This is a genomic window from Pseudomonas sp. X10 (assembly GCF_054889225.1).
In genome coordinates this window covers 2804759-2824794 of sequence record NZ_CM142677.1, presented here as the reverse complement: position 1 = coordinate 2824794, position 20036 = coordinate 2804759, and the positions used below count along the sequence as shown (strand labels likewise).

11 protein-coding genes and 1 pseudogene are annotated in these 20036 nt (G+C 63.6%); 10 read left to right on the top strand and 2 right to left on the bottom strand.

The window, feature by feature from the left end; genetic code table 11:
* Positions 1-59: 59 nt before the first annotated feature.
* Positions 60-1262, bottom strand: coding sequence for a PAS domain-containing sensor histidine kinase (locus ACYU03_RS12950; protein WP_461891310.1), 1203 nt, complete (start codon positions 1260-1262; stop codon positions 60-62).
* A 140-nt stretch (positions 1263-1402) separates the two neighbouring features.
* Between ACYU03_RS12950 and ACYU03_RS12945 the strand changes: the two are divergent.
* Positions 1403-10068 (top strand): annotated as a pseudogene (locus tag ACYU03_RS12945) (GH36-type glycosyl hydrolase domain-containing protein).
* Positions 10069-10115: 47 nt separating this feature from the next.
* Here the strand turns inward: ACYU03_RS12945 and ACYU03_RS12940 are convergent.
* Entirely contained in the window at positions 10116-10355 is a 240-nt protein-coding gene (locus ACYU03_RS12940; protein ID WP_461891308.1) for a hypothetical protein, read from the bottom strand.
* A gap of 327 nt (positions 10356-10682) precedes the next feature.
* Between ACYU03_RS12940 and ACYU03_RS12935 the strand changes: the two genes are divergently transcribed.
* The 9 genes from ACYU03_RS12935 (at position 10683) to ACYU03_RS12895 (ending at position 20028) form a co-directional block, all read left to right on the top strand.
* Positions 10683-11432, top strand: coding sequence for a Crp/Fnr family transcriptional regulator (locus ACYU03_RS12935; protein WP_461891306.1), 750 nt, complete (start codon positions 10683-10685; stop codon positions 11430-11432).
* Positions 11433-11495: 63 nt separating this feature from the next.
* A complete protein-coding gene (locus ACYU03_RS12930; protein ID WP_461891304.1) occupies positions 11496-12011 on the top strand; it encodes a sigma-70 family RNA polymerase sigma factor in 516 nt (171 codons plus the stop codon).
* Positions 12011-12955 carry a DUF4880 domain-containing protein gene (locus tag ACYU03_RS12925; RefSeq protein WP_461891303.1) on the top strand — a complete coding sequence of 315 codons (945 nt, stop codon included), beginning with the start codon at positions 12011-12013 and terminating at the stop codon, positions 12953-12955. Before ACYU03_RS12930 ends, ACYU03_RS12925 begins: the two co-directional genes overlap by 1 nt.
* A 126-nt stretch (positions 12956-13081) precedes the next feature.
* On the top strand, positions 13082-15508 hold the full coding sequence (locus ACYU03_RS12920; RefSeq protein WP_461891301.1) for a TonB-dependent siderophore receptor: 2427 nt from the start codon (positions 13082-13084) through the stop codon (positions 15506-15508).
* Between the two features lie 295 nt (positions 15509-15803).
* Positions 15804-17036, top strand: coding sequence for an EAL domain-containing protein (locus ACYU03_RS12915; RefSeq protein WP_461891300.1), 1233 nt, complete (start codon positions 15804-15806; stop codon positions 17034-17036).
* A 138-nt stretch (positions 17037-17174) separates the two neighbouring features.
* On the top strand, positions 17175-18071 hold the full coding sequence (locus ACYU03_RS12910; RefSeq protein WP_461891298.1) for a helix-turn-helix domain-containing protein: 897 nt from the start codon (positions 17175-17177) through the stop codon (positions 18069-18071).
* Positions 18072-18223: 152 nt separating this feature from the next.
* On the top strand, positions 18224-18802 hold the full coding sequence (locus ACYU03_RS12905) for a Csu type fimbrial protein (protein WP_461891296.1): 579 nt from the start codon (positions 18224-18226) through the stop codon (positions 18800-18802).
* Between the two features lie 66 nt (positions 18803-18868).
* Positions 18869-19402 carry a Csu type fimbrial protein gene (locus ACYU03_RS12900; RefSeq protein ID WP_461891294.1) on the top strand — a complete coding sequence of 178 codons (534 nt, stop codon included), beginning with the start codon at positions 18869-18871 and terminating at the stop codon, positions 19400-19402.
* 71 nt (positions 19403-19473) lie between these two features.
* Complete coding sequence (locus ACYU03_RS12895) at positions 19474-20028, top strand: Csu type fimbrial protein (RefSeq protein ID WP_461891292.1); 555 nt, start codon at positions 19474-19476, stop codon at positions 20026-20028.
* Positions 20029-20036: the final 8 nt, after the last annotated feature.

The following is a 20036-nucleotide window of genomic DNA, read 5'->3' as shown; positions in this document are numbered from 1 at the left end:
TGGTTTTTGCCAGCAGAGCCCCCATGTCACACGTGGGGGCTTTGTTCAGGGCGTGAAGCCTAGACCCGTGGAAACATCACAATGAAGCTCGTCCCTTCACTCTCCGAGGAAACCACCCTCACCTCCCCGCCGTGGGCCTTCGCTATTTCACGCACGATAAACAAGCCAAGCCCTACGCTTCTCAACTCCGCGTTTTCGTTGTGACCCCGGATCATCGGCTCGAAGAGGTTGTGCGAAAGCCCGGCAGGAATCGGCGGGCCCTGATTGTGTATCGCGAAGGTGACCGTCTCGGCATCCACACAGGATGTGACCGTTACCGGAAACTTCGAATCACCATAAGCCATGGCGTTTGCCACCAGGTTGCCGAGCATTTGACAGAGGCGATCACTGTCGACGACAAGGACACCCTCTCCGATAGCCTTGTGCAGCACCTCATACTCGGGAAACGCCAGACGCAACTCATCCAGGCAACTGGCGACAGCTTCATGAGGGTTCAACGGCGTCGGATTGATGGCAATGCCCCGCCCTACCCGGATCTGGGTGAAGTCCAGGAGGTCTGCGACCAGGCGCTGCGCCCGTTCGGTCGAGCGCGTGATGTGGCCAAGCAACTGGGTTGTCTTTGCGTCCTGTTCCCGACGGCAGAGAATCTCCGCCGCCATCTTGATAGCCGACAGCGGATTGCGCAGGTCGTGAGTGACAATACCAAGCATCTGTTCGGCGAACGCCGCCCGGTCTTCGGCCGCCGCATAGACGGTGTATAGCTCGCCTTGGGCGATGTCCTTGGCGCGCTGTACTTTGAGGTTGTTGGCCAGATGCCGTTCAGCCAGCAACCGGGCGTTTACCAGTTCCCGCTCGTACTTCGGCCAGTCCTCGGCCTTGAACAAGGTGAGTTCATGAAAGATGCCACTGGAGTGCGCACAGCTGATTGCACTCAGCATCATAGGGACTGAGTAGCCGATGTGATGCACAAGCTCGAACTTGACGCTGGCCACGGCACCTTGGAGTCGCATGAGCGGCCTCCAGTAGGCTTGATGGAACGTCCTCGCTTCCAGGCTCATCAAGTCCTGGATCCTCAGCCGGAGCAAGTCCTCCCGTGTGTAGCCAATCCAGCGGCAGAACGTGAGGTTGGCGCTTTCGATGCGCCCATCTTCCGCAGTCAGCAGCAACCCTCGGTCCAGATCGTCAAAAAGGACATCGGCCGAGTGGTTCGCCGCTTCAAGGCGTCCAGACGCTTCAAGGGTGGTGATAATCGGCGGTTTCATGCGGGAGCCGGCCATCAATGAGTGACAAAGCCAGGTTAAGCGAAATGCCCAGGTGGGTCTGTTCGCTACCGAACAGACCGTGCTGCGCCGCCCCGGCAGACTGACTCCTTACTGGTCGGACTTCGTTCAGCAAGGACACTATGGATAACCCTTGGCCTCGCGCCCTCTCCTTCCTCAAGCGCCTGCCAGACACGTTGAGCCGTTGGCGTCCAACGCCGCCGCGTGCGTTTGAGTACGAAAGCCTGTTACGCGCGGAGCTATTCGGCGCCGAACAGATGGCTGGCCATGGCACATTCCTGGCCAGCCAGCATCAGCTCAGCGCCCTCTGCGCTGCCGACGCCCTGCTCGGCCGCCTGGCAGACAATGAAGCCACCCTGTCCACCTGTTGTGCCGCGTTCGCCAAGGCGCTGCCTACCTCGCGCCGGGTGACGCCGGCGGCAGAATGGCTGCTGGACAATTTCTACCTGGTCGAAGCGCACATCCGCATCGCCAAGACCCATTTGCCGCCCGGCTACAGCCGGGAGCTGCCGCGCCTGGCCAATGGCCCGTCAAAGGGCTTGCCGCGTGCCTATGACATCGCCCTGGAGACCATCTCCCATGGCGATGGCCGTGTCGATGCGCAAAGCCTCAGCCGTTTTGTCGAGTCCTATCAAAGCATCAACGCGCTGACCCTGGGCGAGCTGTGGGCAATTCCCATCATGCTGCGCCTGGCCTTGATCGAGAACCTGCGCCGGGTTGCCGCACGGGTCATGGCCAACTGGGCCGATCGCAACCTGGCCAACGATTGGGCCGACCGCCTCATCGAAGTCGCCGAACGCGACGTCAAGAGCGTGGTTCTGGTGATCGCGGAGATGGCCCACTCGGCACCGTCGATGAGCGAGGCTTTCGTTGCCGAGCTGGCCAGGCGGCTGCAAGGACAGAGTGCGCCGCTGACCCAGCCGCTGGCCTGGGTCGAACAGGTACTTGCCGAGTCCGGGCTCAGCATCGAACGACAGGTCCAGGTCGACGCTCAGCAACAGGCGGTTGACCAGGTCTCCATCAGCAATTGCATCGGTAGCCTGCGGCTGCTGTCGACCCATGACTGGCGTGAGTTCGTCGAACGCATGAGCCATGTCGAGCGCACCCTGGGCAAGGACCCCGCCCAGGTGTACCCAGCCATGGACTTCGCCAGCCGCGATCATTACCGCCATGTGATCGAGCGTTTGGCGCGCCATTGCGCGTATAGCGAAGACGCGGTCGCGGGGTTGGCCATTGAACTGTCGAACACCCCTGCCCCCGCACTTGGTGAGCAGGCAGGGCACGTAGGGTTCTATCTGATCGGCCCAGGCCTGTCGCTCCTGGAACAAAGGCTCGGTGCCCGTGTGCCCTACGCTGAGCGTTGGCAGCGCTTGCTGCACCGGGCTCCCCTGACCTTCTACCTGGGGCCCGTAGGGCTGCTCTCGTTTCTCTTCGCCTGGGTCTTCCTCCAGGCCATCTACCATGACGGCTGGTCCGTCGCAGTGCTGGCAATCCTGGCCTTACCCATCTTGTTGATGACCAGCCGCCTGGCCATCGGTCTGGTCAACTGGCTGGTCACCCTGAGCGTTAAGCCCTCCTTCCTGCCCCGCCTGGATTACAAGGACGGGATACCCGCCAATGCCCGGACCTTGGTCGTAGTCCCTACCCTGATGGCCAATGCCGGCGATGTCGAGGAGCTGGTCGAGGGGCTTGAAGTGCGCTTTTTGGCCAACCGCGATGAGCACCTGCACTTCGCGCTGCTCAGTGATTTCATGGATGCCCCGCAGCAGACCCTGCCCGAGGATGCCGGCCTGTTGTTGTTGGCTGCCCAGCGTGTCGAAGCGCTGAATCGCAAGTACCCGGCGGCCGGTGGCGAGCGATTCTTCCTGTTGCATCGGCCAAGAGGCTGGAACGCCGCCGAGCAGGTGTGGATGGGGCACGAGCGCAAACGGGGCAAGCTCGCCGAGCTCAATGCCTTGTTGCGCGGCCGGGGCCGTGAGCGCTTCATGCTGATCGTAGGCGACATAGCGAAACTCGATAACGTGCGCTACGTCATCACCCTGGACACCGACACCCAGTTGCCGAGGGACACGGCGCGCCAGTTTATCGGTGCCATGCAGCATCCATTGAACCGCCCCCGCCCCGACCCGCAAACGGGTCGCATCAGTTCCGGCTACGCCATCCTGCAACCCAGGGTCGGCATCAGCCTGCCCAGTGCGTCGCGCTCGGCCTATGCCCGGCTCTTCGGCAGCGATGCTGGGGTCGACCCTTATACTCGGGCGGTTTCGGACGTCTATCAGGACCTGTTCCTGCACGGCTCTTTCATCGGTAAGGGTATTTACGCCGTAGACGCCTTCGAGCAGGCACTGGATGGCTGCTTTGCCGACAACTGCATCCTCAGCCACGACCTGATCGAAGGCTGCTATGCGCGCTCCGGCCTGCTCAGCGATGTGCAACTGTTCGAAGAATATCCAGCGCGCTACAGCGCTGACGTCAAGCGGCACCACCGCTGGATACGGGGAGACTGGCAACTGCTGCCATGGCTCATGCCTTGGACAGCGAAACCTGCCGATGGGGCAACGCGTAACCGCCTCAGCGCGCTCTCACGCTGGAAGATCTTTGACAACCTGCGGCGCAGCCTGGAACCCGCAGCGTTCCTGACAGTGTTGCTCTGGAGTTGGCTGGTGTCCTCGTCCCCGGCCCTGTGGACGCTCGCCGTGCTGGTGTTGTTGTTGACCCAGCCGCTGTTGAACACCCTCCTGGAGTTGCTGCGCAAGGTTGCTGCGCAAGACCGCCGATGTACCGTTTGGCGAACACCTGTCAGCTGCGTTGCGGGCCTCGGGCCTGCACTTTGTCCGCACCGGCCTGTCACTGGCCTGGTTGCCTTTCGAGGCCTATTACAGCCTGGATGCCATCGCCCGTACCCTATGGCGCATGTTCGTCAGCAAACGCCGGTTGCTGCAATGGAGTCCCTCGCGGGAGGTGGAACGCACCAGCGTCAACACCCTCTACGGCCTCTATCGGAGCTTGTGGGTCGCGCCTGTCATTGCCCTGCTGCTGGCAGGTGCCCTGGTCCTTCAGCCCGTCGTTCTCGCCCTTGCCTCGCCGATTCTGGTCCTGTGGCTGCTCAGCCCGGCACTGGCCTGGTGGCTAAGTCGCGCCAGCGCTGGCACTGCCTTCGATCCTTCGCCTGACGACCTGCGCTTCCTGCGTCGTCTGGCCCGCAGCAACTGGGCCTTCTTCGACCGCTATGTCGGCCCTGAGGACAACTGGCTGCCCCCCGACAATATCCAGGAGCCGCCCTATGCAAACGTCGCCCACCGGACCTCGCCGACCAACATGGGCATGGCGCTGCTCTCGCACCTGGCCGCGCACGATTTTGGCTACCTGGGCGCTGGGCGTCTGTTCCAGCGCTTGACCTCGATGCTTGACAGCATGAGTGGCCTGGAGCGCTACAAGGGGCACTTTTACAACTGGTACGACACCCAAGCCCTCACGCCACTGTCGCCGTTGTATGTCTCGACTGTGGACAGCGGCAACCTGGCCGGCTTGCTCCTGACCCTGAGACCCGGCCTGCTGGCAATGGCCGATGCGCCCTTGTTGGACCAGCGCTTGACCCAAGGCCTGCTGGACACCCTGGACGTACTGCTGCAAGCCCTGAAAAGCAATGGCCGCGCTTATGGCGAGGTACAGGCGATACGCGACGAGACACTGCAGGTGCATGGGCGCCTGCTGATATCGCCAGCAGCCCCGGCGTCACATCTGCCCGAACTGTTGCAACGGCTCATCGCACAGTCGTCTTCTGCGCCCCTCGCGCCTGAAGACGTGAACGCCGACGACTGTGCCTTCTGGTGGCAAACGCTGCGGGAGCAATGCCTGGACCTGCAAGCAGAGTGGCTGCGTTTTCAGCTGCCGCCTGGCAACGATCCGCAGTGGCAGGCGCCGTTGAGTTGGAGGGCGTTGGCACAGCTCGCCCCCGCCGACTGGCCGCTGGCCGAACAGGCCGCCGCCGCCGCCGTCCAGGCCCTGGCAATCGAGCGCATTGGCGTCTCCACGCGCCTGGCAACCCGGATTGCAGGCCTGGCGAAGATGGACTTCAGCTTCCTTTATGACCCCCAACGGGATCTTTTCGTAATCGGCTACAACGCCGACGAGCATCGCCTCGACGCCGCCTTTTATGACCTGCTCGCCTCGGAGATGCGCCTGACCAACTTCGTGGTCATCGCCCAGGGCCAGGTGCCCCAGGACAGCTGGTTCGCCCTCGGCCGCTTGCTTACCAGCAACGCCGGTGTGCCGGTGCTGCTGTCCTGGTCCGGTTCGATGTTCGAGTACTTGATGCCCATGCTGGTCATGCCCAGCTACGAAGGTACCTTGCTCCACCAGACCTGCCAGGCCGCCGTCACCCGACAGATCGATCACGGCAACCAGTCGGGCATCCCATGGGGCGTGTCCGAGTCGGCCTACAACGCCCTCGACATGCATTTCAACTATCAATACCGCGCCTTTGGCGTGCCAGGCCTGGGCCTCAAGCGTGGCTTGGGCGAAGAGCGCGTGGTGGCCCCCTATGCCAGCGCCTTGGCCCTGATGGTGGCGCCGGCTGCCGCCTGCCGTAACCTGCAGCGCCTGGCCGAACAGGGGCTTGCCGGACGCTTCGGGCTGTATGAGGCCGTGGACTACAGCGAAGCACGCCTGCCGCCGGGACAAAGCGCAGTGGTTATCCGTTCGTTCATGGCCCATCACCAGGGCATGGGGTTCCTTGCCCTGACCTCGGTCCTGCTGGACAAGCCGATGCAACGGCGCTTCGGCTCAGACCCACAGTTCCAGGCCTGCATGCTGTTGCTGCAGGAGCGGGTGCCGAAAACCGCCGCACAATACCTGCATGCGTCCCAGGCTCCGGCGCTGGATGAAACGGTCCAGGCCAACGAAACGAAGTTGCGGGTGTTCAGCGACCCCGACCGCCGACGCCCTGCTGTGCAATTGCTCTCCAATGGCCGCTACCATGTCATGGTCAACAACACCGGCGGCGGCTACAGCCGCTGCAATGAGCTGGCCGTGACCCGCTGGCATGAGGACATCGCCAACGACAGCCTGGGAAGCTTTTGCTACCTGCGTGACGTCGACAGTGGCACCTACTGGTCCACTACCCATCAACCGACCCTGCACAAGCCGAAAAGCCAAGAGGCGATCTTCAGTGATGGCCGGGCTGAGTTTCGCGTGCGCGAGCTGGATTTCGACTGCCACACCGAAATGGCCGTCTCGCCCGAAGACGATATCGAACTGCGCCGGCTGCATTTGACCAATCATGGACAGGGGCGCCGCACCCTGGAACTGACCAGTTACGCCGAGGTGGTCCTGGCACCTGCAGTCAGCGATGCGCTGCACCCTGCCTTCAGCAAGCTGTTTGTCCAGACCGAGCTAGTACGACCACTGCAGGCCATCGTTTGCACCCGGCGGCCACGTTCACAACAGGAAGCGGTGCCCTGGATGTGCCATGTACTGGCAGCTCACGGCGTAGATATCGACGCCATTTCCTATGAAACCGACCGGGCCCGCTTCATTGGCCGGGGCCGCACCCTGAAGGCCCCGGCAGCATTGGAACCCGGTGCCGGGCAACTCTCCGGCAGCGCTGGAGCAGTCCTCGACCCGATCGTCGCGATTCGTTGCCGCTTCACCCTAGAGCCAGGGCAAACGGCGACCATCGACCTGGTCACTGGCGTGGCCGCCAGCCGCGAAGCCTGCTTGCAGCAGATAACCAAGTACCGAGACCGCCATCTGGCCGACCGGGTCTTCGACCTGGCCTGGACCCACAGCCAGGTGCTGTTGCGCCAGCTCAACGGGTCGCTGGCCGATGCCCGCCTGTTCGAGCAGATGGCCGCTTCGGTGATCTATGCCAACGCGTCCTTACGCGGCAGCAGCGCACAGCTGGCCAGTAACCGGCGCAACCAGTCCGGCCTGTGGGGGCAGGCGATCTCTGGAGACCTGCCAATCGTACTGGTGCAGATCAGCGACCCCGCCAACATCGAGCTGATCAGGCAGATGGTCCATGCCCATGCCTATTGGCGACAGAAAGGCCTGGCGCTGGACCTGGTGATCTGGAACGAAGACCAGGTCGGCTATCGCCAGCAGTTGCAGGATCTGATCATGGGCGTGGTGGCCTCCGGCAGCGAAGCCGCGCTGCTCGACCGGCCCGGTGGGATATTCATCCGCCCGGCACAGCAGCTCTCCGACGAGGACCGGACCCTGATGCTCTCGGTAGCGCGGCTGGTGCTCAGCGACAGCCACGGTAGCCTCGCCGAACAACTGCACCGCCGGCGCGTCGTGCCCTCACTGCCGCCTTTCGAGCCGAGCCTGGCGGACGTCCACCCACCCGGCAAGAAGCCAACTGTATCGGGGGCTCCGACTCTGCTACTCGACAACCCTTATGGAGGCTTCAGTGCCGATGGCCGCGAGTACATTATTCCTCTGCTGGCCGACAAGCCGACCCCGGCGCCATGGGTCAACGTCCTGGCCAATCCGCACTTTGGCAGCGTCATCTCTGAGGTTGGCAGCGCCTACACCTGGAGCGAGAACGCCCATGAATTCCGCTTGACGCCCTGGCACAACGACCCCGTCAGCGATCCCAGCGGCGAAGCTCTCTATGTGCGTGACGAGGACAGCGGGCGTTTCTGGTCGCCCACCGCGCAGCCCAGCCCCGGCCCAGGCACGTACCGTACCCGCCACGGTTTTGGCTATAGCGTGTTCGAGTACGTCGAAGAGGGCCTGCGCAGTGAGCTCTGGGTCTATGTCGCGCTGGATGCCCCGGTCAAGTTCTCCCGGCTCAAGGTGTACAACACCTGCGGCCGGCCACGCCGACTGTCTGTCACCTGCTTCGTGGAATGGGTGCTGGGGGACCTGCGGAGCAAGTCGGCCATGCATGTGGCCAGCGAGGCCGACCCGTTCAGCGGCGCGCTGTTTGCCCGCAACGCCTACTCCATCGAGTTCTCCGGGCGGGTGGCGTTCCTCGACAGCGACTTGCCCTACCAGGGTGTCACCTGTGACCGCAGCGAGTTTCTCGGCCGCAACGGCACTTACCAAGCGCCTGCCGCTATGGGCCGTGCGCGGTTGTCCGGACGCACCGGCGCAGGCCTTGACCCTTGTGCGGCATTGCAGGTCAGCCTGGCGCTGGCGGATGGTGAAAGCCGTGAAGTGGTGTTCCGCCTTGGCGCCGAGCAGGACGCCACGGCCGCCACCCGGCGCGTGCAGCAGTACCGAGGGCTCAGGGCGGCAGCGGTCGAGCTGGAAAGCGTGCAAAACTACTGGCGCCAGACGCTAGACAGCGTTCGGATCGAAACCCCGGAGCCAGCGCTCGATGTCCTGGCCAATGGCTGGTTGATGTACCAAGTGATCGCCTGCCGCTTCTGGGCGCGCAGCGGTTTCTACCAGTCAGGCGGCGCCATCGGCTTCCGCGACCAGTTGCAAGACAGCATGGCCATGATCCATGCGGACCCTGCGGCAGCGCGCCAGCATCTGCTAACCTGCGCTGCCCGGCAATATGCCGAAGGCGACGTGCAGCACTGGTGGCACCCGCCACTGCAGCGCGGCGTGCGCACCCGTTGCTCCGACGACCTACTCTGGCTGCCGCTGGCCACCAGCCGCTATGTGGAGGTGACGGGGGACATCAGCGTCTTGGACGAGCAGGTCGGTTACATCGAAGGCCGCGCACTGAACGCCGGTGAAGAGTCCTACTACGACCTACCCTCCCGTTCAGCCTTGGTGGAGAGTCTGTACCAGCATTGCCAGCGGGCCATTGGCCATGGCCTGAAATGCGGTTGTCACGGATTGCCGCTGATGGGCAGCGGCGACTGGAACGATGGCATGAACCGTGTCGGTGAACAGGGGCTGGGCGAAAGCGTCTGGTTGGGGTTCTTCGGCCATGAAGTGTTGCAGGAATTCGGCCACACTGCCCAACGCCGAGGCGACAGCAGCTTCGCCTTGCATTGCAGCCAGCAGGCGGCGGCGTTGCGCGACAACCTTGAAACCCATGCCTGGGATGGCGGGTGGTACCGGCGCGCATGGTTCGATGACGGCCAGGTGCTGGGTTCGGCAAGCAATCAGGAGTGCCGTATCGACTCCCTCGCCCAGAGCTGGGCCGTGCTGTCCCAGGTCGCCTCGCCCGAACGGGCCCGCACAGCCATGAGCGCCCTGAACCGCCACCTGGTACGCCGTGACATCGGCATTGTGCAACTGCTCGACCCGCCCTTCGACAAAGGTACGCTGGACCCTGGGTACAAAAGGTTATGTGCCGGGCGTCCGTGAGAACGGCGGGCAATACAGCCATGCCGCCGTCTGGGCCAGCATGGCGTTCGCCCACCTGGGCGATAACGCCAAGGCCTGGGAGCTCTTGCGCCTGATCAACCCGGTTCGCCAGGGCTGTGCGGAATTGATCGATACCTATAAGGTCGAGCCCTATGTGATGGCCGCCGATGTCTATGCCATGCCACCCCATGCCGGCCGAGGCGGTTGGAGCTGGTACACCGGCTCGGCGGGCTGGATGTACCGCCTGATCGTAGAGAGCCTGCTGGGCGTGCAGCGCAGTGGCGACAAGCTGCGCATACAGCCGCGGCTGCCGGCCGACTGGCCCGGCTACGTCCTGCACTACCGCTTCGGCAGTACCCACTATCGCATCGAAGTCTGTCATAGCGATGACGGCGAGTTGATGCTCAGCCTTGACGGCCGGGCACTCGCCGATGGGGTTTTGAGGCTTAAGGACGATGGTGGCGTGCATCAGGTGATTGCCCAATGCCAGCCATCCTCCCTACCGGTACGCTAGGGGCTGTCGAGGTTCGCTCACGGCCCTGCTTTGCCGCGAGCTAAGCCCTAGGTCTGTAGCTCGCTGTTGGCAAAGTCATCCAGCACGGTGGAGGCATGCACGAGGTTTTGCCCGGACTGATAGAAGTCAGCGTAGCGGTCCCGCTGCGCGACAGAGGCGTTGCGATGGATCAACGTGCGGGTGTTTGCCGGTCGGCTATCGCGACGAATCACCCGGATCACATTGCCGGTGTCCCGTGCGATGACGAAATAGAACGGGTTGAAGACCGTGTCCCAGTCGTTGCTCATGGCCGTGGCCGTTCGCGTCGAGGTGGTTCGTTCCGGCTTTGGGGCGGCAGCGGCGCCTCATTGCCTGACTGCCCCTGCTCATGGGGGATCGTCGGGGACTGTGGGTGCCGGCTGACGGGTTTGCCGGGGCCTTGCACAAGGTTCGGATCATGGGGTCTGTTCATGGGGTGATCTCCGACGTTCGGCGCAGCAGTTGCTACGCACCCTCTGGATCATCGCAGATCATCGCCGCCGGGTCGGTGCGCTGGGCCGCTTACAGGGGCTGTTTGTGCGGCACGATTGGACTAATCTGAGCACTCGATCCATTGATCCTTCAACGGTGCGCAGATGCCCGCTACACCCGAGCCAAAGCAGAACCACCTGCTCGCGGCGTTGCCCGCCGAAGCGTTCGAGCGGCTGCTACCAGACCTCAAACTGACCACCCTGCCCCTTGGCAAAGTCCTCTACGAGTCTGGCGACGCTCTTTGTCATGTCTACTTTCCCACCGACGCCATCGTGTCGCTGCTGTACGTCATGGAGAACGGCGCTTCAGCCGAGATTTCCGTGGTCGGCAACGAAGGCTTGATCGGTGTCGCGGTGTTCATGGGAGGCGAAAGCACGCCGAGCCGGGCCATTGTCCAGAGTGCCGGGCATGCGTACCGTTTGCCGGGGCAACGGCTCAAGGACGAGTTCAACCGCCATGGCGAACTGCTGCAACTGATGTTGCGCTACACCCAGGCATTGATTATCCAGATGGCCCAGACGGCCGTGTGCAACCGCCACCACTCCATTGACCAGCAACTGTGTCGCTGGCTGCTGCTCTCGCTGGATCGCCTGCAAGGCGATGAACTGTGCATGACCCAGGAACTGATCGCCAACATGCTTGGGGTGCGCCGCGAAGGCGTGACTGACGCTGCAGGCAAGTTGCAGCGTCAAGGGGTCATCGAGTACAGCCGTGGCCGCATCAAGGTTCTGGACAGGGTTCGTCTCGAACAGCTCACCTGTGAATGTTATGCCGTGGTCAGGAAGGAAACCGAACGCCTGCTGCCCTACCTGCCACAGCATCCCCCCCTCGCGGGGCCTTCCGACGACGGCTGAGGTTGTGTGGCACATGGGAATAAATAATAATACTTCTCATTAGTCATTCTCTCCCGTGCCTCCATGTCGTCTTCGGATACCCCCGCCCTGCGCCACCAGTTGCTGCATCGCCTGTTCGGCGAGCATCACGGCTGGCTGGTCGGCCGCCTACAGGCCCGCCTGGGCTGCCGTCATGACGCAGCCGACATGGCGGCCGAGACGTTCGTCCAGGTGGTTGCCCACCCTGCCCCACAGAGCATCCGCGAACCCCGGGCACTCCTGACGACCATCGCCAAGCGCTTGATCTATGCCAGCTGGCGTCGCCGCGACCTGGAGCGGGCTTACCTCGAAGCCCTGGCCCTGGAGCCGGAAGCGCTGGAACCCTCTGCGGAAGAGCGCGCGCTGGCCATGGAGACCCTGCTGGCGATCGATGCTCTGCTCGATGGCTTGTCGCCCAGGGCCCGGGCAGCGTTTTTCTATAGCCAGCTCGATGGCATGAAGTACGCCGACATCGCGGTGCTGCTGGGCGTGTCCACCATCCGCGTGCGGCAGTACGTGGCCAAGGGCCTGAAACTCTGCTGCCAGGAACTGCTGCGCTGATGAGCACGCCTATCGAACAGGCCATCGAATGGACCGCTTGCTTGCGCTCCGGCGAAGTCACCCCTGGCGAACAGCGGGCCTTCGAGGACTGGCTCGCTGCCGATCCAGCCCATGCCCAGGCCTGGCAGCGGGTTCAAGGCCACCTGACCCGCACCCTTGTGCCGCTGGTTACGGCAGACCCGGCGCTGCGCCGAACATTGCAAACCCCGGCCGTCAACCGCCGTCATCTGTTGCGCGGCGCGCTGGCCATCGCCGGCGTCGGCCTGGGCGTACATTTGTTGGGCCGTCCAGGCATGCCCTTGGAGCTGGGCGCCGACCTGCGCAGTGGCACTGGCGAGCGGCTCGCCGAGACCCTGCCCGACGGCAGTCAACTGCTGCTCGACGCCTGCAGCGCCGTCGACTTGCGTTTCGATGCCTACAGCCGAGAGCTGCTGTTGCGCCGTGGCAAGCTCCTGGTCCAGGCCGCCCAGGGGTCGTTGCCGTTCATCGTGCGTACCCCGGCGGGCAGCGTGCAGACGCCAGGCGCACGCTTCATGGTCGCCCTGCAAGACCAGGCCAGCCGTGTCTGGGTGCAGGAAGCCAGTGTGCGCATCGACACCTTGAACGGTGCCCAGGCCACGGTCGACGCAGGCCAGGGCGCACGTTTCGATGCCAGCAGCATCCAGCCCCTGGCCGCTAACCGGTTCGGCGAAAGCAGTTGGGTGGACGGTTGGTTGAGTGTCGACGACTGGAGCCTGGGCGAACTGGTCGAAACGCTGCGCGCCTATCGCCACGGCGTACTGCGAATCACCCCGGATGCCGCTCGGCTGCGTGTCTCAGGCCTGTTTCCCCTGGACGACAGCGATGGCGTCCTGAGGGCCCTGGAGCAGACCTTGCCGCTGCGCATCGAGCATACCCTGGGCTGGTGGACCCGGATCGAGTTGCGCCCGTCAACCCTGGGCTAGCTGCCGGATGCCAGCAACGCTGCAATTTTTTTTCATGCGCCTATATCGCTTTTCCGCGCTCGTCGCACATAGGCCTTGGAACCGCTTGAGAAAAAGCGGACCTGCCAAGATCTATGGAGCCTATTCATGTACCCACGCCACCCCCTTCTGTTGGCCCCGCTGTTCCTGGCGCTCGCCTTCTCCCTGCCGGCCATGGCCCAGGGCGAATCGGCCCGGGTCGATGCCAGGCAGTCCGTGCAGTCGTTCGACCTGCCCGCCGCCCCCATGGCCGTTACCCTTGACCAGATCGCCCGGCAAAGCGGTCGCACCATCGTCTATGCGCCGGCGCTGGTACGCGGCCTGTCGGCACCGCCAATCAAAGGCGACCTGAGCCCGGAACACGCCATTACCCGGGCGCTGGCCGGCACGGGCCTGGTGCTCCAGGTAACCTCCGGCGGTACGTTCACTCTGGAGCGCCAGGCAAGCGATGCCATCAGCCTGGGCGAAGTGCTGATCGATGCCCAGACCGGGGAAAACGCCTGGGGTCCGGTTGAAGGCTACGTGGCCAAGCGCAGCGCCACCGGCTCGAAGACCGACAGCGCGCTGATCGAGATCCCGCAGACCATCAACGTGGTGACCCATGACCAGGTGCAGGCGCAAGGCGCGCAGAACATCACCGAGGCGGTCCGCTATACCCCTGGGGTCGTTGCCTCCTTCGGCGACAGCGACAGCCGTAACGATGTCCTGCAAAGCCGTGGCTTCTTCCTGCGCTATAACCTCAACGGCTCGCGCCTGCCCTATGGGGCCTATAGCGCGGCGATGATGCGCATCGAGCCCTATGGCCTGGAGCGCATCGAAATCCTCAAGGGGCCGGCATCGGTCCTCTATGGGCAGAACACGCCTGGCGGGCTGGCCAACCTGGTCAGCAAGCGGCCGACCTTCGAGCCCTTGCACGAAATCCAACTGCAGACTGGCAGCAATGACCGCGCCCAAGGCGCCTTGGACCTCAGTGGCCCCCTGAACGAGGAAGGCACCCTGGCATACCGTTTGACCGGCCTGCTCCGGGACACCCAGGGCGAAGTCGACCATGGCTACGACAAGCGCACCTTCATCGCCCCCGCCCTGACCTGGCAGCCGAGCGAAGACACTCGGCTCACCTTGCTCAGCCTGTACCAGAAGGACAAGAACATCTCCGACTACGTCGCGCTGCCGGCCGATGCCAGCCTGCACTCCGGGGCTAATGGCCGCCTGCCTCGCAGCCGTTATCTCGGTGAGCCGGATTTCGACGGTTACCAGCGCGAGCAGTTCTCCCTCGGCTACCTGCTCGAGCACCGCCTCAACGACGTCTGGAGCCTGCAGCAGAACCTGCAGGTCAACAGTGCCAGGATCGACACCACCGCCAGCCCCGGCTACCTGCTCAGCGACGACGGTCGCCAACTCAGCCGCGTGGCCACCCACGGCGAAGGCGAAGCGCGCAGCGTGACCGTCGACACCTTCGGCCAGGCTGACTTCAGCACTGGGCGCCTCGACCACAAGCTCCTGATCGGCGTGGACTACCTGTCCCTGAACGACGAATACCAGTTCGCCTCCGGCCTCTACTCGGGCCCCTTGGACATTTTCGCGCCGCGCTACGGCCAGGCGGTGCCGGACCTTATTCCCCGCATCGACTACCACCAGCAGCGCGAACAGACCGGCCTCTACCTGCAAGACCAGATCCGCCTGGACAACTGGGTGCTGACCCTCGGCCTGCGCCAGGACTGGGTATCGACCCGCACCGAAAGCGGGCTGAATGGCGAGAACAGGAGCAAGCAGCGCGAAGACAAACCGACTGGCCGCATCGGTCTGGCCTACCTGTTCGACAACGGCCTGGCCCCCTACCTGAGCTATTCGACCTCATTCGAGCCAGTGGATGGCACTGACTTCTCCGGCCGCCCGTTCAAGCCGATGACCGGCGAGCAATACGAAGTCGGCGTGAAATACCAGCCGCCAGGCAGCAACAGCTTCATCACCCTCTCGGCCTTCCAGTTGGACCAGGAGAACATCACCACCCCGGATCCGGACCCGACCCACGTCGGCTTCAGCGTGCAGAGCGGCGAAGCTCGGGTGCGTGGCCTGGAGTTGGATGCCAAAGCCAGCCTGAGTGAAGGCCTCGACCTGCTGGCCTCCTACGCCTACATGGACTCGGAAGTCACCAAGGCCAATGCGGCGGCGGATGGTTCCAGCCTGGAAGGCAACGAGCTGGTCCAGGTGCCGGCCCACCAAGCGTCCTTGTGGCTCGACTACACCCTGGGCGAGGGTCCGTTGCAAGGCGCTGGCGCCGGCTTCGGCGCGCGCTACATGAGCAAAGCCTACGGCGATGCGGCCAATACCCTGGAAATGCCTGGCCGCACCCTGTTCGATGCCAGCCTGCACTACGACCTCGGCAAGGCGGACAGGCGCATGGACGGCGCCGAACTGCGCCTGAGTGCCAACAATCTGCTGGACAAGCGCTACGTCGGCTTCTGCCAGAATGCGTTGCAGTGCTATTACGGCCAGAGCCGTACCTTGCTGGCCACCCTGACCTACCGCTGGTAACCCGCACCGTCACGGGGCAAAGCATCTTGGGAGGCATTTCGGGACTCGCACCAGGCGGGAGTCCTCGCCGAAGTGCTCCCAAGGCCTACGGATTTAACCGTTTTTCAAAAAGGCGAAGGAATTTTCAAGACGAGTCGTCAGTTCGCGCAAAAGAATGATGGCAAATCAGCATCTGACTCGACTGACCCATGACTTTTCCTTTTACCCACGCAGCCCCAACGCCTCCTGATCACACTTTCCTTGTCCCGATACGGAGGTATCGGGCAAAAGCTGGCCGTCGGCAGGAGGCGTGCCGATGAGCGCCTGCACCAAGTCCGTTTGCCTGTCCCGCGAGTGCCTCGTAGGCGCATCCTGCCCCCGTCAGGCCACGCATATCTTTGTTGTGCTGCAGAACTACCAGCATTTGTACTGTGCCTATGGCGGAGCTTTGGCCGAAACGGTGCGACAGGAACTCTGCTGGCGACTAAGGGCCTGGGGGGAGCCGACGGCCGTGGCCGGCCAGGGGTTTCTGCTGGCCCTTGAGCAGAACACCACCCCGTCGGCCCTAATGCTGGAAAACCTGCTACTGGCATGTACCACCAGGCCTGTTGAATACCAGGAGGTCGAGGTATTGCCAGTGATTTCGGCCGGTTTTGCCAACGTCGATCCTGTCGCTGACACATTCACCCGCATCGAACGCTGTGGGCCTGGGGGCATCGGCTCGCTGGCGCCGGTCCAGTACAGCTTCGCCTGGCGTCTAGGTTATCGGTGCGACATGGCCAGGGCCCTGAAGTTCGTCCAACACCTGCAGCGGGGGCAGATGTTCTTGGTCTTCCAGCCGATCAGGCGTGTTGCCGGCAGAAGCGCTGAACTCTATCAGGAGTCCTTGCTGCGGATCGTCACACCATCGCAAAACCAGGGACAAGAGGTGGCCGATCTGATTGGTGCGTTGGAGCGCTTGGGCCTGGCGCGCCTGCTCGATCACAGCGTAGTGCGCAGGGTGATCGAATTGCTCGAAGCGGACCCCAGCCTGCGCCTGGGCTGCAATGTTTCGGTGCAGAGCGCGGTAAGCGACGCCTGGTGGGTAAGTGCCTTCTGCTTGTTGCGCCGCGACAAGCAGGTGGCGGCACGCCTGACCGTCGAGTTGACGGAAAGCGCCTCGCCCGGCACAGGGGAAGATCTGCTCGAGTTCGTCAGCCGCCTGAACGCACTGGGCTGCCGCTTGGCGGCGGATGATTTCGGCGTTGGCTTCAGCGGCCTGGGACTACTGCTGGCGGCACAGTTCGACGTCGTCAAGCTGGACCGGCGCTTTCTTCAGGCCGCTCGCCTAGGGCCGTCTGGAGCGGACCTGTTCAACAGCACATTGCGGCTGTGTCGTCAGCTCGCGCTGCAGGTAGTGGTCGAGGGCGTGGAGCGTCCTGAAGACCTGGAACGCCTGATGGGGCTTGAGACGCCCCTGTGGGGGCAAGGCTTTCTCTTGGGGACACCGGGACAGAGCGCCCGTTTGGGCCTGCCTGGGCCCGGAAAGGCTTTGCGCCGGGATCGCTGACTTGACCCTGGTAAGCGCCGGTTCGACGCACAGGGCATAGCCGTGCGTCCGGCCGGATCTCCAGGCCTGCCATGACACCAGCCGGTCCAGCCTCCCCTCGCTTTCAGACATGCCGACAGCGGACGTTCGATAGCCATCATGTGCAAAAACCCGGAAAAGCCGGAGTATCGCCTCAGCGATACGCCTTTCTGTGTCGACAGCGAAGTGACTTTTCTCAAGACGAGCGAGGGCTTGGGCTGGAGTGACGTCTATGCCCAGGTCACCCATGAAGGGCCTAAGGAAGTCACTTGTCCGGGCGGACGGGATATCTGGTTCGTGGTGCCATTGCAGCCGCTGAAGCTGTGGCGGCGTACTGGCTTGCGGCAGCAGCATGGCCTGCTGGGGCCGGATAGCATCGTGCTGACAGGCTCCGGCGATTCCTCGCACACTCTGCTACGCAACAGCGCGCGAGCCCTTCATGTGTTCATCCGCGCGGAGGTATTCGAAGAGGCTGCCCGCGAAATGTCCAGCGCCCTGGGAGCCCCGTCAGCCTCGATCGCCTCTGCTTTCGACCTGCGCGACCGAGGCCTGAGCCTGATGCTTCGTGGCATCAAGCAGGCGCTGGATGATCCTGCGGACATCGCCAGGATGAAAGTTGAATACCTGGCGCGCGCCATCGCTATCCATACCCTCGGGCATAACGGTACCTGGGGCACGCAGGACAGGCATTGCCTGGACAACCAGCGTTTCAAAGCGCTTGTCGAGTATCTGCAGGAAAACCTGGCCAGTGAGCTGCGCCTCGACGAGTTGGCCGCGGCCGCCAACCTTGGGCGCACCACCTTCATCCGCCAGTTCAAGGCCCGTACCGGGCAGACACCCCACCAGTACGTGATGCTCGCACGGGTACGCAAGGCCTGCGACCTGCTCGAAAGGACCCGCCTCCCCCTCAGCGAGATTGCCTACGCCTGCGGCTACTCCGACCAGGCACACATGAGCAGCAGTTTCAGACGTGTCATAGGACTCACGCCGTCCTGCTATCGCAGCGAGCATCTCTGATCCGCGCAGCGACGGCACATGCCCCCATGTGCCTTACCCGGCGAGTCAGGCGCGATTTAGTGGAACGTTTCTGCAAGCCGTGGAGTTTCTTCCAAGACCGGTTGAGCGGCCAATAGCGAAAATAGCGCCAAGCAAAGGAGCTAGGTCGCTATATGGACATTCTCGGTATTCACTCGCCCCGCCCTTGGCAGGGCTTGCTTCTGCTGGCCTGTGGCCTGGCGCCGTTGGCGTTGGCGATGGAACCCGTTGCTACCGGACATGGCGCACAGGGCATCGTGCGGGTCAGCCTCGATGTCGATCGCGGCTGTTTGTTCAGCAGCGGCGGGATGCCGGGCGGGCTGTTGCGCCCGGGGCAGCTCGACTTCGGCCACTACCCTCGACTGGACCCGCCCGGCACGGCGTTGTCGGCGCAATTGATCGACGACGAGGGCTTGCCGGTGGCAAGCGTGCAATGCAACCCCGAGGTCGAATACCAGTTGCAGGTGGATGCCGGCCAGCATGCGGGCGTCGGCGATACCCGCTACCTGCGTCTGGTGAGCGGTGAAGCTGAAATTCCCTACCGACTGTTCCTCGACGCCGCTCGCCAGCAACCGCTGGACACCGAACGGTTTTCTCGGCGCGCGGCCTCGGGACAGGTGGACCTGTCCCTGTATGCCAGCGTCATTCCCCAGGCATCTGCCCCCAGGGCAGGTCGCTACCAGGATCTGCTGCGCATGACGCTGACCTGGTAGTTCATCGCCGGGCAGGAAGCCCCGGCCTGCAATACGTCTATCACCCACCTGAAAGGACCCTGAAACATGGTACTGAAAAAGCTTTATATCTCCCTCCTCGCCGCTGGCGCCGTCAGCATGTTGCCGCTGAGCCAGAGCCAGGCCGCGATCTCCGGCCAGGTCCAGGCCAAGCTGAACATTGCCAGCGGCTGCGAAGTCAACAGCGTTGTCTCGGGTAACGCCAACGACTTCGGCACCTTGGACTTCGGCAACACCAGCCCGACCTGGACCAACGTCCTCACCGCTGAGCTGGCAACCAGCGGTGGCGGCAGCCTGGAAGTGACCTGCGACAGTGGTGTCGGCGCCTTCAACGTGAGCATCGACGGCGGCCTGCAAGGTGGGCGCGAGCTCACCACCAGCGCTGGTAGCGATACCGTCGAGTACAAGGTGTTCCAGGATGCCGGTCGCACCCAGGAGTTCGTCGTCAATACGCCGGTGAGCTATGCCGTCACCTCCGGCAACCCGGTCTCGGTACCGGTCTACGGCGCCATCTCACCTAACGGCACCGCCAAGACCGCCGGCCTCTACACCGACACCCTGACCATGACCGTAGACTTCTGATCCACCGCCACCCTGGCGGCAGTGCCGAGTCGATCTCGGCGCTGCCGCCAGGGCCTGTGTGAGCCCCTGCCATGAGCTACCGCCTTTCGCCTTTACTCGGCGCGACGTCCGCGCTTGCCCTCCTGATGCTGGCCAGCACGGCCTGCTTCGCCCAGAACACCAGAGGCTTCATCGAGGCCAGTCTGGCCCTGACACCCGCTTGCCTGGTGAACAACGGCGCTGTGACCAGCAATGGCAGCGGCGATTTCGGGAGTTTCGATTTTGGCGAGGCGCCCATGTCGTTCGGCCAGCGCGACGCTGCGCTGTTGAGCAGTGCTGGCGAGGGCATTGCGGTGCGCTGCTCGATGGGTACTCAGGCCTCGCTAAGGGTGCTCGGCGGCAGCAATGACGCGAATGCCAGCTCGACCCAGCACGCCTTGGCGAACACCTCGGCGGGAGCGCATTACATCCCCTACGAGCTGTATCTGGACAGCGGACGCACCCAGGTCCTGCACAACGGCACCGCCATCGTCGTGACCGGCGACGGTAGCAGCCAGAAGATCGCGCTCTACGCGCGGGCCTTCAGCACCACGGGGATCGCCGCAGGCCTCTACAGCGACCTCCTTACCTTGCAATTGGATTTCTGACCCGCCAT